General features: G+C 40.8%; 15 protein-coding genes. 11 read left to right on the top strand and 4 right to left on the bottom strand.

Features of this window, described 5'->3' with window-relative positions; genetic code table 11:
* Positions 1–100 precede the first annotated feature (100 nt).
* Both GDZ68_RS14515 and GDZ68_RS14510 read left to right on the top strand, forming a co-directional pair.
* The gene (locus tag GDZ68_RS14515; protein WP_153723029.1) at positions 101–1,000 is read left to right on the top strand and encodes a D-alanyl-D-alanine carboxypeptidase family protein; all 900 of its coding nucleotides are present in this window, start codon (positions 101–103) and stop codon (positions 998–1,000) included.
* 280 nt (positions 1,001–1,280) lie between these two features.
* Complete coding sequence (locus GDZ68_RS14510; RefSeq protein WP_194841183.1) at positions 1,281–2,186, top strand: Rpn family recombination-promoting nuclease/putative transposase; 906 nt, start codon at positions 1,281–1,283, stop codon at positions 2,184–2,186.
* Between the two features lie 316 nt (positions 2,187–2,502).
* Here GDZ68_RS14510 and tatC read toward each other — a convergent pair whose 3' ends face one another.
* Genes tatC through GDZ68_RS14490 form a run of 4 tightly spaced genes read right to left on the bottom strand, consistent with a single transcriptional unit; the run spans position 2,503 to position 6,135 of the window.
* A complete protein-coding gene (gene tatC, locus GDZ68_RS14505; RefSeq protein ID WP_153723027.1) occupies positions 2,503–3,414 on the bottom strand; it encodes a twin-arginine translocase subunit TatC in 912 nt (303 codons plus the stop codon).
* A gap of 12 nt (positions 3,415–3,426) precedes the next feature.
* Positions 3,427–3,639 carry a twin-arginine translocase TatA/TatE family subunit gene (tatA, locus tag GDZ68_RS14500; protein ID WP_153723026.1) on the bottom strand — a complete coding sequence of 71 codons (213 nt, stop codon included), beginning with the start codon at positions 3,637–3,639 and terminating at the stop codon, positions 3,427–3,429.
* A gap of 17 nt (positions 3,640–3,656) precedes the next feature.
* On the bottom strand, positions 3,657–5,369 hold the full coding sequence (locus GDZ68_RS14495; RefSeq protein ID WP_153723025.1) for a GMC family oxidoreductase: 1,713 nt from the start codon (positions 5,367–5,369) through the stop codon (positions 3,657–3,659).
* Positions 5,370–5,385: 16 nt separating this feature from the next.
* Positions 5,386–6,135 carry a gluconate 2-dehydrogenase subunit 3 family protein gene (locus GDZ68_RS14490; protein WP_153723024.1) on the bottom strand — a complete coding sequence of 250 codons (750 nt, stop codon included), beginning with the start codon at positions 6,133–6,135 and terminating at the stop codon, positions 5,386–5,388.
* 819 nt (positions 6,136–6,954) lie between these two features.
* Here GDZ68_RS14490 and GDZ68_RS14485 point away from each other — a divergent pair.
* The 9 genes from GDZ68_RS14485 to GDZ68_RS14445 all read left to right on the top strand — a co-directional run bounded on the left by GDZ68_RS14485 (position 6,955) and on the right by GDZ68_RS14445 (position 15,685).
* The gene (locus GDZ68_RS14485; RefSeq protein WP_153723023.1) at positions 6,955–7,881 is read left to right on the top strand and encodes a DMT family transporter; all 927 of its coding nucleotides are present in this window, start codon (positions 6,955–6,957) and stop codon (positions 7,879–7,881) included.
* A gap of 385 nt (positions 7,882–8,266) precedes the next feature.
* Entirely contained in the window at positions 8,267–9,181 is a 915-nt protein-coding gene (gene gnd, locus GDZ68_RS14480) for a phosphogluconate dehydrogenase (NAD(+)-dependent, decarboxylating) (protein ID WP_153723022.1), read from the top strand.
* A gap of 6 nt (positions 9,182–9,187) precedes the next feature.
* Positions 9,188–10,144, top strand: coding sequence for a sugar kinase (locus GDZ68_RS14475; protein WP_153723021.1), 957 nt, complete (start codon positions 9,188–9,190; stop codon positions 10,142–10,144).
* Positions 10,145–10,153: 9 nt separating this feature from the next.
* Positions 10,154–10,804, top strand: coding sequence for a bifunctional 4-hydroxy-2-oxoglutarate aldolase/2-dehydro-3-deoxy-phosphogluconate aldolase (locus GDZ68_RS14470; RefSeq protein WP_153723020.1), 651 nt, complete (start codon positions 10,154–10,156; stop codon positions 10,802–10,804).
* On the top strand, positions 10,795–11,943 hold the full coding sequence (gene dgoD, locus GDZ68_RS14465; RefSeq protein ID WP_153723019.1) for a galactonate dehydratase: 1,149 nt from the start codon (positions 10,795–10,797) through the stop codon (positions 11,941–11,943). The genes GDZ68_RS14470 and dgoD overlap by 10 nt, the downstream gene beginning before the upstream one ends.
* Positions 11,937–12,614: a ribose 5-phosphate isomerase A gene (gene rpiA / locus GDZ68_RS14460; protein ID WP_153723018.1), complete on the top strand. Its 678-nt coding sequence runs from the start codon at positions 11,937–11,939 to the stop codon at positions 12,612–12,614. The genes dgoD and rpiA overlap by 7 nt, the downstream gene beginning before the upstream one ends.
* 133 nt (positions 12,615–12,747) lie before the next feature.
* A complete protein-coding gene (locus GDZ68_RS14455; RefSeq protein WP_228551124.1) occupies positions 12,748–13,806 on the top strand; it encodes a TRAP transporter substrate-binding protein in 1,059 nt (352 codons plus the stop codon).
* 114 nt (positions 13,807–13,920) lie between these two features.
* Positions 13,921–14,403, top strand: coding sequence for a TRAP transporter small permease (locus tag GDZ68_RS14450; protein ID WP_194841182.1), 483 nt, complete (start codon positions 13,921–13,923; stop codon positions 14,401–14,403).
* A 13-nt stretch (positions 14,404–14,416) separates the two neighbouring features.
* Positions 14,417–15,685, top strand: a complete 1,269-nt coding sequence (locus tag GDZ68_RS14445; protein ID WP_153723016.1) for a TRAP transporter large permease — start codon at positions 14,417–14,419, stop codon at positions 15,683–15,685.
* Positions 15,686–15,687 lie beyond the last annotated feature (2 nt).

Genomic DNA, 15,687 nt, shown 5'->3' with positions numbered 1-15,687 from the left:
AGTATATTAAGAAATTCTTCATAGTTATTCTACTCATTTATTCATTAGTTTCTTCTATAATAAGAAGACAGAGAATTTTTCAGGGGAAGGTAGATTAGATATGAGAAAGTTATCAGCGTTTTTGAAATTTGCAGTACTAGCGATAGTTGTACTGTTTTTCTTCTTGAAAGCAGAAGGTCAAATAAACATTAATTTTAGAGAGATATTCAATTTTTCTACTAAAGATGAATATGCGAGCCCCTATATATATATGGTCGACAGGGGAACTGAAGAAGCGGTGTACGAAAAGAATGCGGATTCAAAGGCTTATCCGGCATCACTGACAAAGATGATGACAACAATTGTTGCACTAGAATATATTGATGATCTGGCTGCCGCCGCTCCTGTCGATCTGGAGACCTACCGGAAAATGGTCGCAGCGAACGCCTCCATGGCAGGTTTTTATGGCAGGGAAGCCGTAACCTATCGTGATCTGCTGTATGGAACTGTTCTGAATTCCGGTGGAGAAGCAGCGAATTCCCTCGCCATCCATGTGGGGGGCAGTGTGGAAACTTTTGTTCAGATGATGAATGACAAAGCAGTGGAGCTGGGAATGAAAAATACTCGTTTCGCCAATCCGGAAGGTCTTCACCACACGAATCAATATACAACTGCCGCCGATATGGCTAGGCTGCTGGACTATGCTCTCGAAAACAATAATTTCAGAGCCATTTTCACAAAAGAGACATTCCAGACATCGTCTACTCCTGATCATCCTAAGGGGGTTTTATTGCAGTCTACTGTGCTTGCTTCATTGGATAAAGCGAATCAAACCGGTTTTGAAATTATTGGCGGTAAATCGGGCACGACCTATGAAGCTGGGCAGTGCTGGGCGACGCTCGGGCTGATAGGAGACCGTGAATATATCACGATTGTTATGGGCGCTCCACTGGAGAACATCAGCGAGCCGGATTATGCACAGAGAGCAGATACCCTGAAGTTGTTTGCAAGGGCGAGATAGTAGCAGAGGCAGCCTGCAGATAACTGATCTGCACATCGTTCGGGATTGTCCGATTCATGTAAAGATCAGGTGTTTTTTAGAATAAAAGTCTTGCTTCAATAAAGTTGGATAATTAACTTTTGTTTTCTAAAACGATAGGGAAAATCAATTTTGACGATTGATTATTTGATTCTGGCACTGTTTTATGTGCATAAAAATCATTTTTCCTGTTTTGACGATTTACTGTTGCTGTCCTATGCTAACCTCAAAGAAACGGATCTATTTAACGGAATTGGTAGATTTGAAAATTGATTTTGCGTTCAAGGAATTGTTTGGAAGTGAGAAAAACAAAGCGATTACAATTGTTTTTCTAAATGCCATTCTCAAAAGAACCGGCCCGAATGTGATTAAAGAGGTAACGTTTAATAATCTGGAAATTGGCAGGAAGCATGGAGAAGATAAGCAATCCCGCCTGGATATCCTGGTGACTACGCAAGATCAGCATCAGGTCAATATCGAGATTCAATTCACCAATCAATACGATATGATCAATCGCAGTCTATATTATTGGGCAAGATTGTATAGTAACCAAAATCAAAAGGGAATGGCGTATACAAAATTGAAACCGGCCATCGTGGTAAGCATTCTGAACTTTAATTTGGTGGAAGAGACGAAGTCCTATCATACGGCGTATCATCTGCATGAAGATGAAGAAAATTTCAGGCTGACTGACGTCATGGAATTACATTTCATTGAGATACCTAAACTGCTGAAACACTGGGAGGAAGAGAAGTTAGATCCATGGAGTGACGTGCTGAGCCGCTGGTTATTGTTGTTCAGTATAGTGGATCAGCGGAAATCATACATTTACGAGGATATTTACAAGGAACTGGAGGCGATTGTGGTGAATGACAAACATTTGCAGGACGCATTTACGAACTGGAACGAGCTCAGCCTGGATCCGAAAGAACGGCAGGCATATGAAGTTCGGCTGAAACAAATTTTAGATCAGGAAGCTGCGGTGAATGAAGCGAAGTGGAGGCTGGAGGTTGCAGAGAAACAAGCGTTGGAAAGAGGAATGGAAAAAGCAACGGCGCAAATGGCGCGTAAGATGCTGGAAAAGCATATGAATGTGGAAGAGGTTGCCGAATTAACAGGTTTACCAATTGAACGTATGCAGAAAATTAAAGCAGAATTGAATTTGTGATTAATTAACTCTGTGTCGCGTTATCCTTTATAAATCTTCTGCCGCATCCCGATCTTTCCCTGCACTATACACGAACGGCAACATGAGTTTAATGACGATACCGATCTTTTTGAATATCTGAAAGATTGTGCCGGTGTATAGAGTTTCTCCCATCCAGGTCAAGCATCAGTTTCCGAAAGATCTTCGTATAGAAGACTCCTGTAAGAAGCACGTGCTTTCCAGTCATCACCTTATAATCGGTTGTGTTTTCCAACCAAATAAAAAAACTGCGGTAAGTTGTTGCTTCCGCAGTTTCTTAATTGATTGGTATTCTAAATTATGCGGCATCCCCCGCAACCAGCCGTCTTTCCGTCCGGGTGACGAGATAGATGCTTGCTTCATACAGAGCGAGCATCGGGATTAAGATGATCAGCTGACTGATGAAGTCGGGCGGGGTGATGAGCGCTGAGACGACTGCCAGTACTACATAAGACCATTTCCTGACCTTCTTCATCGTATCGGAGGTCAGGATACCGATAGCGGAAAGGAACAGGGCGACAATCGGGAGTTCAAACAGCAGACCGATCGGCATCGTGGTCAGCAGCAGGAAACGCGCATACTCCTTCGCAGTGATCATGATTTCAAAATTCATTTTCCCGAGCTTGATCAGGAAATTATAGCTCAGCGGATTGACAACGTAATAGCCGAAAGCCAGTCCGCCAATGAATAGTATCAAAATGGCCGGTGAATACAGGCTGAGGAAACGTCCTTCTTTCTCCGTCAGTCCCGGTTTGACGAATTGCCACAGGAAGTGACAGAGAAAAGGGACGGACAGCCCGAAAGCGAGTGCCGCGGAAATCGTCGTATAGAATGAAACGACTTCCAGCGGACTGAGCACGGTCAGTGTATGTCCGCGTGTAATATAAGGGAACCATAAATTGATCGTGCTGAACGCAGAAATGAAGAAAAACAGGAAAACAGCAATGCTCTTGATGATCTGCTTCCGAAGATCATTCAAATGTTCGATAATGGCCGGATCGGTATTGGACGGCGGTTCTTCAGGCGCCTGTCCGTTTGCCGGAGAACCGCAGTTGTCTTGATTCGGCTCCTGTATCGGCGGTATGTCACGGCTTTCATCGGATACAGAGGAAGGGGTCTCCGCAGGATGATCGGAAGGTACAGCCTCTTCCTCGGCTATTTTATCCAGCGGACTGAGAATCTTACGGTTATGATCATTGTACGGATCCATCTTGTCACCTACTTATTTACTATCCGTTTTTTCGGTATCCGAAAGTTTCTTGGCAGGCGGTTGAGTATCATCATCATCCATGATATCTTTTGCTGACTTTTTGAATTCCGCAAGCGTTTTGCCGACCGCAGAACCGACCTCGGGTAATTTCCTCGGACCGAACAGTATCAAGATAATGACGAGAATTATAATTAGCCCCGGTACTCCAATAGCTGCTAGATTCATACCAAATTCATCCTCTCTTAAACGAGTGATCCGCCTTTTTGACGGTATTTCTGTATGCCTTCCGCTGCGCGGTAAGCAAGTGCCCCGACCGTCGCTGTCGGGTTATATCCACTGTTATGATTGAAGTTTCCGGCGCCGACGACGAATAAATTTTCCATATCCCAGTGCTGCAAGTAATTATTCACGACACTCGTATTGGGATCATCCCCTATCGTTGTGCCGCCGGTGTTATGTGTCGATTGGTAAGGAGCGATATCATAGTCTTCCAGCATGCCGCCGCCCTCTGTCTTCTTCGCGCCCATTGCCTCCATTACGTCCACAGTCTTCTGGGTAATGAATTTATGCAAATTGCGGTCCTGTTCCGTAAAGTTATACGTCATTTGCAGGAGAGGGACACCATACTTATCTTTATACGTCGGATCAAGTGACAGATAATTGTTTTTATGCGGCAGGGAAGCGCCTTGTCCGAACACATCCAGTGCGCGTGTGAAGTTATGGACCGATGCTTTCTTGAACTCGGCTCCCCAGAGCGGAACGTCGGATGGGATCGGATTCGTTCCGATCGGCCGGCTTCCGGATTGTACGAAGGAAATGCTCGCGCCGTGAAGGAAATCGAGATTGCTGTGATCGAAGTTGTCGCCATTGAAATCATCAATCGTCATTCCAAGAGCTCCTGCACCCATGAATGTGTTCATTTGTTCATCGAAAAAGCCTGTAGCCCCCGGCTCGATCTGATAGCAATAGTTCTTGCCGAGTGTTCCTTTGCCGGTTTCCGGGTTGTACTGTTCTCCAATATCGGAGACCATCAGCAATTTCGCATTGTTCATCATATAGCTTGTCAGCACGACCACATCTGCCGGCTGGATGTATTCAGCGCCTGTCAATGTATCGACATAGCGCACACCTGTCGTCTTGTCACCCTGTTTCAAGACTTCCACAACATTTGCATGGAAGGTGATGTCGTAATTACCGGTCTTCTTGGCTGTCGGGACAACTGTTACTTCAGGTGATGATTTTGCTCCATATTCACAGCCGAACCGTTCACAAAATCCACAGTATTGGCAGCCGTTGATGCTTGCGCCATCCGGATTTTGATACGGTTCTGAAAGGTTGGCCGAAGGGACCATATATGGATGATATCCAAGATCGGTCGTTGCCTTTTCGAACTTTTTGAGCAAAGGTGTTCTTTTCATGGCAGGTGTCGGGAAATCTGAAGATCTCTTTCCCCAGAAAGGATTCGTATCTTCTCCGGAGAGCCCTATTGTCTTTTCGAATTTATCATAATAAGGTTCCAGCTCGTCATATGTAATACCCCAGTCCTGAAGTAAATAATCAGAACCGATTTTGCTCTTGCCATATTTCTTTTCAGTTTCTGAACGGATCTGGAAATCGTAGGGCAGGAAACGATAGGTCATCCCGTTCCAGTGAGTGCCTGCTCCGCCCAAACCTTCGCCGAGTAAAAAGGAACCCAGCTGCCGCATTGGCAATGCCCGCTGCTTCGCATTGTTGCGGAACGTGATGGTTTCTTTCGAGAGGTCCTGCATCAGCTCATAGCGGAATGCATAACGATATTCGTCATGAACCATCGAAAAGTCTTCCGTTCCGCGGTTTTTTCCGCGCTCCAGCCCGCGGACTTTCAAACCGGCTTTGGCACATTCGGCCGCGATGATGCCGCCTGTCCAGCCGACGCCGACTGTTACTACGTCTACTTTATCTAAAGTTTTTGCCAATGTTCTTCCCCCTTTATTAATGCTGCATGCTACTTAGAGATTTCGGTTCGATTTTCTGGAATTTCTCCTCTTCAATCACATTGATATAAGACATTTGATGGCCGGGAAATCCTTTCATCCTCCAACCTTCCATATTCACGTTCCCGTTGTAGAGAGGATCGGAATAGGCGCCTTCAAGCGTTGCGCCGCGCAGCAATTTGAAGAAAAACGAAGAAGATACACCTTGCATCTCAATTTTGTCTTTCTGCAAATCGGTCAATATTTCATCCATCTGCTGTCCTTCGATATCAATAAAACTTTTTTCAAAGCGTTTATTCGCTTCCTGATCCATGGCAGCTATCCCCGCAAGGAAGACCTCGGATCTCGGCAGGCGCGTCTGGTAGCCCTGCGTCGGACCGCCTTCGAAAAAAGGCTCCTGCATATACTCTTTTGCGTTGCTGCCATAATTGCCTGCCAGCTGGTTATCAATAAAATAAGGCACGCCTAACCCAATCGCGCCTGGTCCCAGTTCATCTTCCGGGAAAATGCGTTCAACGGCCTGGGACAATACATCGAAATCATGTCGTTTCTGAAAAAACATCAGCCCACGATTGATGTCGGCATCTGAATGGCCGGGTTCAGGTGCAACAGCCGTACCGGAATCGCTCTTCTTGACATTGTAGCCTACCAAGCCGCCGATCAGCCCGCCGCCGACCAGTGTACCGGCCGCAATTCCGCTTGTTTTCAGGAAATCACGCCGGGAAAGCCCTTTTTTAGTATCTGCCAATTTTTCTCCTCCTCATAGTCAGGTCATTAGTAAATGCCTGGTAAATAAAAGAATTATTTCATGGTAACAAAGTGATTTTGCATGGTCAAACATCAAGATTGTATTAAATGAACCATTTATACTAGGGTAGTATTGATAATTATTTGAGAAGTCTATAGTCCTGTTAAAATGAATGTCTTATAAAACCTTGCTGCCAGAAGTTCTCGTAAAAATATGTAGATTATTAAACAGGAATGAGGTGATTCATTTATACTAAAGTCATCACACAGCAGAAGAACAGGATAGTGCCAGGCATACCCTATGAAACTAGTGTGCCTTTCAGCTCAAATATTTTTGGCTTCTGTAGATTGGAAGAATCATAACCAAATTAATGCTTGCTTCTTTATCTATAGATACCAACATGCCTTATAATATAAACACATCTAGAAAAATAAAGTTAGTCATTTCGATTATGGTTAATTTCGAGTTTTTTTCATAGAATATGATCACAAAAATTACTATACAATTTGTGCAATTTGAGGATGTCTATTGTTTTGAATATATATAAGATTACTTTCTAGATCCGTTTTCTATTTCTGGTGTATTTCCCATTTAAGAAGATGATTTCCTTGTTATGGTATTGACATTATCTTTTTAACTTCTATAATTAGCCCATAAATACGGTTTTGAATTATCAGTTTTTTTGCCGCTAAACTTTTTTTGTTATTTGGAAGGGAGCATCGAAAGTGAAAAATTATATTAATTAAATGGAAGGAGGAGGCCTAGCACTCTACAAATAGTAATCAAGAGTTTTAAATATGCAGAAGAAAGGCTACTGTTATGAAGAATATAAAAGTATTAATGACTCTTGTCATTGTTATGCTCATCTGGGGTATTAACGTCTCAGCTGTTAAATATCTAGTTAATTACTTTGATCCCATTACAATTACGTCTATACGAATACTTACAGCTTCATCTTTAGTATTTCTCATATTATTTCTTGTCGGAAAAGTTCGTTTGCCGTTAAGAAAAGAATGGCTATATATTATGATAGGTGCGTTAACAAATGTTGTTGTCCATCACTACTTTCTATCAGAAGGGTTGACAAGAACAACAGCAGCAAATGGAGGGCTAATCCTAGGGCTAGGACCGCTGCTTACAGCTATTTTATCAATTTTAATTTTGAAAGAGAATATGACAGTGGCAAGATTTGGTGGATTTCTATTGGGGTCTATCGGAGTGGGCGTAATCATATTGGCGGGAAGCGGAACACTGGGGGAGGTATCGTTTGGTGACATAGAGATATTTATTGCTATCTTTTCGCAAGCATTTAGCTTCATACTCATAAAAAAAGCTTCTAATACAATGGACCCCAGATTGTTGACGGGCTACATGTTCTTTATAGGCGCGCTAATTTTATTTCTAATTGCGCTTATTAAAGAACCAAATGGTCTCAATGGTTTATTTAAAAGCACTCCATCTGTATGGGCAATCTTCTTCTTTTCTGCCCTATTGGCCACTGCAATTGGCCATATGGTATATAATTCTGCTATAAAAAAAATAGGTGCAGCTCAATCTTCAATTTTTTTAAATTTAAATACTTTTTTTTCTTTAATGGGGGCAGGTATATTTCTGGGAGAACCTATTTTGGCTGCCCACTTTATTGGTTTAATATTTATTATTGCAGGAGTAGTTCTGGGTTCTGGTTCTTTAGAAATATTACTGCAAATAATTATAAAAAATAAGTCAAAAAAGACTTATAGTTAGATTGTAAGGTTAGTACAAAGATACCTACTTCCAATGTTGAATTAACAAGGTCTTTCTACTTTATCCGAAAATTTACATCTTTGTTGATTCGTAAAATAAGATAAACAATAATTTCAATAGTTTTGTTTAATTACGAACAAATAGAAAAAAGTTATTGATTTATCTGACAAGATTGAATATACTTAAAATCAACTTCACAATATAGACATAAAATAATCATATTAAACATAAAGTCTACTGACAAGTTGGTTAAATCAAAGAGATAGTAACTAGATTAAAATCGATATCATCTTCTATCTAAAAACCAAAACGCCGTTCAGTATTAATGAACGACGAAGTTTCTTCAAAACGTAGTTTGTTAATAATGAATGAGAGGAGAATTATATTGAAAATAGCTTTGATCGGTTTAGGGAAAATGGGTAGCAAGTTAGCAGGTAATATTTTAGATAATGAATATCAAGTAATTGGTTATGATATCCTTCCGCAAGTTAAAAGACAATTGCTTAACGAAAAAGAATTCCAAACCAAGAACTTTGAGCTTTTCACTGAGTGGAAGCCATTTATACAACGAATAAAGCCCGAAGATATAGTTTTTATTTTAATTCCTCATGGTCATGAAACTGAAAAGATGCTGCATATACTTTTGAAAGCCCTTCCAAAAGGGGCGACAGTACTTGAATGTGGCAACTCATATTACAAAGATATTAAAGAGTGGGATAAAAAATTTAAAAAAGCGGGTATTAATTTGTTCGACGTCGGAACCAGTGGTGGCGTGTCAGGAGCAAGAGATGGTCTGTGCGCTATGGTTGGTGGAGACTTGGACGCATTTCAGCGCATTGAACCATTCTTGGCAAAGTTATGTTGCCAGGATGGACTCCTGTATACTGGCGAGATTGGCAGTGGTCATTACTTGAAGATGGTTCATAACGGGATTGAGTACGGAATGATGCAAGCTATTGCTGAAGGATTTGAAGTATTAAATGAAAGTTCCTATCAATTTGACTACAAAGAGGTAGCTAGACTTTGGAATAATGGGTCAGTAATTAGAAGTTGGCTTATGGAGCTTGTTGAAGAGTCATTTAGGAAGGATCCCGAGCTAACATCCATAATAGGAAAAATGAATGCATCTGGAGAAGCGCAATGGTTTGTTGAAGAAGCAATGGACCTCAAAGTTCCGGTCCCGGTAACAGCTTTGTCATTAATGATGCGCAACCGTTCGTTACAGGAAAACACTTTTAGCGGAAAGGTAGTGGCAGCATTACGAAGCGAATTTGGAGGCCACAGAGCAGAAAGGAAGTGAAACCAAATGACCGACGTTTTTACGTTTGGTGAATCAATGGTAATATTTCAAACCCACGACATTGGAAATCTGGAAGATTTGCCTCAGATATTTCAGAAGGTAGGTGGTGCGGAATCCAACTTTGCGACGGGTCTCTCACGACTTGGACACCAAGTTTCCTATATGAGCAAAATTGGCAATGATCCATTCGGGCGTCGTATTCTTAAAAGTATTAGAGCTGAAGGTATCGATGCTTCTCATATAAAAGTTACGAAAGACGCGCCGACTGGTTTGCTATTCAAGGAGCAAAAGTTCAGCAATGCTATGAATGTATATTATTATCGAAAGAATTCCGCAGCAAGTCGTATGACTAAAGAAGATCTGCCAAAAAGTATTTTTAAAGATTTAAAGTATCTTCATATTACAGGTGTTACTCCCGCCTTAAGTGACACGTGCCGGGAACTTGTGTTTGAGGCAATAGAATTTGCCCGGCAAAATGATGTCAAAGTCATTTTTGATCCCAATCTTCGTTTTAAACTTTGGGACAAAGAAGAAGCATTTACTGTATTAAATGATATAGCAAAAAGATCTGATTATATTTTAGCAGGTATAGAAGAGGCTTCTTTCTTAACAAATCAAACGGAAATCCAAGATATCTTTCGTACACTGCAGACAAACGCTAATCAAATTATTGTTATTAAACGCGGTAGTGACAGCACTTTAGTTTATGAAAATGGTAATAATATGGAAATTCCGGTCGTGCATGTAGATAAGATAGTTGACCCGGTTGGTGCAGGCGACGCATTTGCAGCAGGTTTTGTTCATGGCCTCTTGCTCAATAATCGACTGGATCAGTGCGTACGATACGGAAATGTGCTGGGTTCAAGAGTCATCCAACAACATGGGGATGTAGAAGGCCTTCCTTCGCTGGAGGAACTCAACGAAGAATTAGATAACAAATTTATTTCAGATGTCAGGAGGTAATCCATTACATTGAAGAAGTGGGATAAACTGAAATTCATTGAGGAAAACGGTGTAGTAGCAGTATTGAGGAAAGTTAACCCAGACAAAGTTAATGATGTGATCAAAACTTTGGTAGAGAATGGAATTAGGGTACTGGAGGTCACTGCCGACAGCGAAAATAGCTACGACATTATTAAAACGGCTAAGAAGCTTTATGGCGAACAAATATTAATTGGTGCCGGTACAGTACTTGACAAAGAAACAGCGAAAATGGCTGTAGATGCACAAGCTGATTTTATTTTCTCGCCAAGTTTAGATGTAGAGGTAATTCAGACGGCTAACCGATATGGATGTATTTCGATACCGGGTGTATACACGCCAACCGAAATTATTACAGCTTATACTGCAGGGGCAGATTTAGTAAAGATTTTTCCGGCAACAACGTTAGGACCAGGCTATTTCAAAGATTTACAAGGTCCGCTTGGCCACATCCCCATGATGCCGACAGGTGGAATTGATGCTAATAATATGGGCGACTTCTTAATGAATGGTGCGATAGCGGTCGGGGTAGGAGGCTCACTATTGGATCAACAACTAATAAACTCAGGAAACTTTGAGGCACTTGGTGAGAAAGCTAAAAGCTTCGTTGATCGATTCAGTGAGGTAAAAGCATGCAAATAATTAAAATAGAAACTTTTAAGGTCCCACCCAGGTGGCTATTTTTAAAAATTACCACAGACGATGGGCTGGAAGGCTGGGGAGAACCAATTGTGGAAGGGCGTGCTTCAACTGTAGAAGCATGCGTTCATGAACTCAGTGAATACTTGATTGGAAAAGATCCTATGCGAATTGAAGATATTTGGAACTTATTGTATAGGTCAGGGTTTTATAGGGGTGGTCCTGTTCTCATGAGTGCTATAGCGGGAATTGATCAGGCGCTATGGGACATAAAAGGGAAATACTATAATGCACCGATATCCGATCTAATGGGTGGTGCTTGCAGAGACAAAGTTAAGGTTTATTCATGGATAGGTGGAGACAGGCCTAAAGATATCCTCGATCAGGCAAAGAAAGCTAAGGAGAATGGGTTTCAGGCAATTAAAATGAATGCAACCGAAGAACTTCAAATTATAGACAATTACTCGAAAATCGACAATGTGCTGGAGAGAGTCGCACTGATTAGAGCAGAGTTGGGTACTGACTTTGGTATAGGAATTGATTTTCATGGGCGCGTACATAAACCTATGGCAAAAATATTGGCTAAGGAGTTGGAGCAATTTCGCCCAATGTTTATAGAAGAGCCGGTCTTAGCTGAAAATAATGAAGCATTAAAGGAAATTGCAAGACACAGCAATATTCCAATTGCAACGGGGGAAAGAATGTACACCAGATGGGAATTTAAAAAGATTCTACAAGAAGGATATGTCGATATTATTCAGCCAGACTTATCTCATGCAGGCGGCATAACTGAATGTAAGAAAATCATTTCAATGGCTGAAGCATATGACGTAGCAGTCGCTCCGCACTGTCCTTTAGGACCGATAGCTTTGGCAGCCTGCATGCAAGTAGATGCGACATGCCACAACGTATTTATACAAGAACAGAGTTTAGGTATTCACTACAATCAAGGAAATGACGTACTGGATTATCTGAAGGACCCATCCGTTTTTCATTTCGAAAATGGTTATGCACGGAATCTGACAAAGCCAGGCTTAGGTATTGATATTAACGAAGAATTTGTAAGAGTAAAGCAAAAGGAAGGTCATAATTGGAAGAATCCTGTGTGGCGTCATGCAGATGGGACGGTTGCTGAATGGTAAATCCATATAATAAGAATGTGAATATCGAAGAAAAAAGAAAACTGGCTAGTATTGCCTGCACTTTAGTAAAGAATCATTCTATTATCGGCCTTGGTTCAGGTTCAACTATTGGATTTTTTCTTGACCAATTAGTAAAGCGTGTAAATGAAGAGAAGCTCGATCTGAAATTCATCGCGTCTTCGAAAAAAATTGAAAAACAGGCTGGCTTACTTGGACTCCACCTGATTGATATTGATGAAATACTTGTTATTAATCAGGCATTCGATGGCGCAGATAGAGTAGATGAAAACTACAATTTAATTAAAGGAGGTGGTGGGTCGCTTTTTCGTGAAAGGCAAGTATTAATAAAGGCTGAAGAGCGTTTTATTCTAGCTGACTCCTCTAAATTAGCCAAATGTCTTTCGGGTCAGATTATTCCTTTGGAAATTGTCCCTTTTAATGCGTCCCATACAATTAAATTAATTAGAAATATGGGGTACGGTGCGGACTTAAGGAAAGACGGAAAATGCAATTTTGTTACCGACAACGGAAACTATATTGCAGACGTATCAAAAGAATTCAGTGAACCACCAGTACGTATCTATGAGCAATTAAAGATGATTCCAGGGGTTGTGGATGCGGGATTATTTCTGAATGATGATTATCAACTCTTGCAGTTAGAGCAGTCATAGTACTCTGAACAATTTTCAGCAGTATTAATGTAATGAAAAGTTTATAAAGAAAGTAAATATGTAATGAAAGCGGTTACCTATCGTCGTAATACCAAAATAGCGTTCATTATTACAAAATGAGGGGGAGTTTATATTGAAAAAGAATCTAATGCTAATATTTTCTTTATTGCTTTTGACTGTATTTGTGGCAGCATGCGGGAATGATAAGAGTGATAACACTGAAGGCAGTGCAGATGCAGCGACAGGAGATGACAAAGCAGCAAGTAATGGTGAAACGAAAAAGTTAAGAATTAGTCTTGGGTTAAACGACAAGACACCACTGTATAAGAGTTCGGAAAAATTTAAAGAGTTAGTTGAAGAAAAAACTGATTCATTAAATGTTGAGATTTACCATTCAGGACAAATTGCAGATGATCGTTCAGCAATTGAAATGCTTCAATTTGGTACTTTGGAAATCACAATCCCTTCTACAGCGCCATTTACTTCTTTTGTTCCTGAATATGGAGTGTTCGATCTTCCGTTCACATTAAAAAACACAGATGTTGTTGACAAAGTGTTGCAAGGTGAAATTGGAGATGAACTGGCGGAAAAGGCGAGTGAACAAGGTGTAAAACAGCTAGCTTGGTGGGAAAATGGATTCCGTCAGCTCACAGATAGTAAACGTCCTGTTAAGACAATCGAAGATTTGAAGGGCTTGAAGATTCGTACAATGGAGAACGATATTCATTTAGGCGCCTGGAAAGCTATGGGTGCAAATCCTACACCAATGGCATTCACGGAATTGTTCACAGCAATGCAGCAGAAAACGGTTGATGGACAGGAAAATCCTTATCCTACAATCTTATTAGAAAAGTATCCAGAAGTTCAAAAGTATCTAACCGAAACAAATCATATCTATTCTCCGTTCATTTTCTTAATCAGCCAGAAAACATGGGATGGCTTAACACCGGAAGAGCAAGAAATTGTGGAGAGTGCGGCGATTGAAGCAGGGGAGCACAACCGTCAACTTTCTCGTGAAACTGCAAAATCTGCGCTAGAGGAATTGAAGGGACAAATGGAATACAACAAAGTCAGCGATGAAGAATTGGAAGCGTTCAGAGAAGCTGTACAGCCAGTTATCGAAAAGCACAAGTCAAGCATTGGGGAAGAGTTCGTTGAGAAATACTTAAATGAAATTAAGAATGCAGAATAAAAGTAAATGTTAGCAAAAATGAAAAGCAGGTTAATTAAGATTAACTTGCTTTTTCAATAAAAAGTAGGTGAGAGGGGCGATTAAATGCCAGTCTTAAGGTGGGTAGATCATAATGTGGAACGTGTGATTTTATTCATATTGCTGATGATTATGACAGTGGTAATAGTTTTGCAGGTTTTTATGAGATATGTGGTAGAAAGTTCATTAACCTGGTCTGAGGAATTAGCACGTTTCTGCTTCGTTTGGCTTATTTACATAGGAATTAGTTATGGAGTGAAACGGGCAAAACATATTCGAGTGGAAGCGCTACTTACGGTATTCAAACGACGCGGAAAATATATAGTTAATATGATAGCAAATATACTGTTTTTATTTTTTGCACTGTTTGCTGTTTACTACGGATTTTCTATTTACCAGGCTATAAAAGGTACAGGGCAAGTAGCACCTTCCATTGGGATTTCCATGTCAATCATGTATTTGGGAATGCCTATCGGAATGCTTCTAACTTCTATCCGCTTGATACAAAGAATGTATATTGAAACTCAGATGTACCGAGCCAGTGAAGAAATAATTGATAACGATATACCAAGATTATAAGGAGGGAGATAGAATGGGATTATTAATTTTTGTATCATTTGCAGTTCTATTGATACTAACTGTCCCCATTGGAATTGCGCTAGGTCTATCAGCAATAATAGCCCTTCTTATTGACGGATCTATCCCAGTAGAGTTCATCATTAAAGAGTTGACTACATCTACAAACTCTTTTCCTCTGTTGGCCATACCATTTTTCATTTTAGCTGGTGAAATTATGGGAAGGGGAGGTATATCTATACGACTGATCGCCGTTGCAGAATCATTAGTAGGATCTGTAACAGGAGGCCTGGCAATGACAGCAATTGTCACATCCATGTTCTTTGCGGCGATTTCGGGATCAGGGCCCGCTACAGTGGCAGCAGTTGGGGGACTCATGATACCGGCCATGGTAAGAAAAGGATATGATATTAGATTTTCAACAGCTGTTGTTGCGTCGGCTGGTTCGATCGGTGTCATAATACCACCTTCGATTCCAATGGTTATGTATGGAGTCTCGGGAAGCGTTTCGATAGGTGACATGTTCATGGCAGGAATTATTCCAGGAATCATGGTAGGTTTAGGATTAATGATTTATGCCTACTATTATTCAAAAAAGGCTGGTTACAAAGGCAGCACAGAAAAGATCTCTTTCAATAATATTGTAAAGAAAGTCTGGTTGGCGAAATGGTCGCTGCTTATCCCTGTCATCATACTTGGCGGTATTTACGGTGGAATATTCACTCCGACAGAGGCGGCAGCAATTGCGGTATTTGTTGGATTTATCATCGGAGCATTCGTTTATCGAGAACTAAAAATGAAAGATATTTATGCGACGTTTGTCGACTCTGCTCTAATGACGGCAACCATTTTAATTATTGTGGGCAGCGCAACGGGATTTGGAAAGCTATTGGCGATGGAACAAATGCCAATTAAAATAGCAAACTATCTCCTTTCGTTATCTACCGAGCCATTTATTATTATTCTATTAATTATCGCACTGTTACTGATAGTAGGATGTTTTATGGATACGATTGCGGCAATTATTATTTTAACACCCATCTTACTGCCGATCGCCACTGCAGTTGGGTTTGATCCAGTTCACTTTGGTATTATTATGATCATCTCTTTAGCAATCGGATTTATTACCCCTCCTGTTGGGGTCAACCTGTTTGTCGGTTCCAGTATTTCAGGGGTAAGTATGGAATCACTTTCCAAAGCTATTTTTCCGTTTATCATCTCAATGATCGTTATTTTGTTAATAGTATCATTTATCCCTGGCTTCTCGTTGGTGTTTTTGGATTAATC

Source organism: Sporosarcina cascadiensis, assembly GCF_009650995.1.
In the GTDB taxonomy this organism is placed as follows: Bacteria; Bacillota; Bacilli; order Bacillales_A; family Planococcaceae; genus Sporosarcina; species Sporosarcina cascadiensis.
The sequence above is the reverse complement of the archived record's forward strand: the minus strand, read 5'-3'. Positions and strand labels throughout refer to the sequence as shown.

Coding starts and splice junctions, on each gene's coding strand:
- GDZ68_RS14475 (WP_153723021.1), top strand. CDS start 9,188: ATGACCGACGTTTTTACGTTTGGTGAATCAATGGTAATATTTCAAACC.
- tatC (WP_153723027.1), bottom strand. CDS start 3,414: ATGGATCCGTACAATGATCATAACCGTAAGATTCTCAGTCCGCTGGAT.
- GDZ68_RS14485 (WP_153723023.1), top strand. CDS start 6,955: ATGAAGAATATAAAAGTATTAATGACTCTTGTCATTGTTATGCTCATC.
- GDZ68_RS14515 (WP_153723029.1), top strand. CDS start 101: ATGAGAAAGTTATCAGCGTTTTTGAAATTTGCAGTACTAGCGATAGTT.
- rpiA (WP_153723018.1), top strand. CDS start 11,937: ATGGTAAATCCATATAATAAGAATGTGAATATCGAAGAAAAAAGAAAA.
- GDZ68_RS14445 (WP_153723016.1), top strand. CDS start 14,417: ATGGGATTATTAATTTTTGTATCATTTGCAGTTCTATTGATACTAACT.
- dgoD (WP_153723019.1), top strand. CDS start 10,795: ATGCAAATAATTAAAATAGAAACTTTTAAGGTCCCACCCAGGTGGCTA.
- tatA (WP_153723026.1), bottom strand. CDS start 3,639: ATGAATCTAGCAGCTATTGGAGTACCGGGGCTAATTATAATTCTCGTC.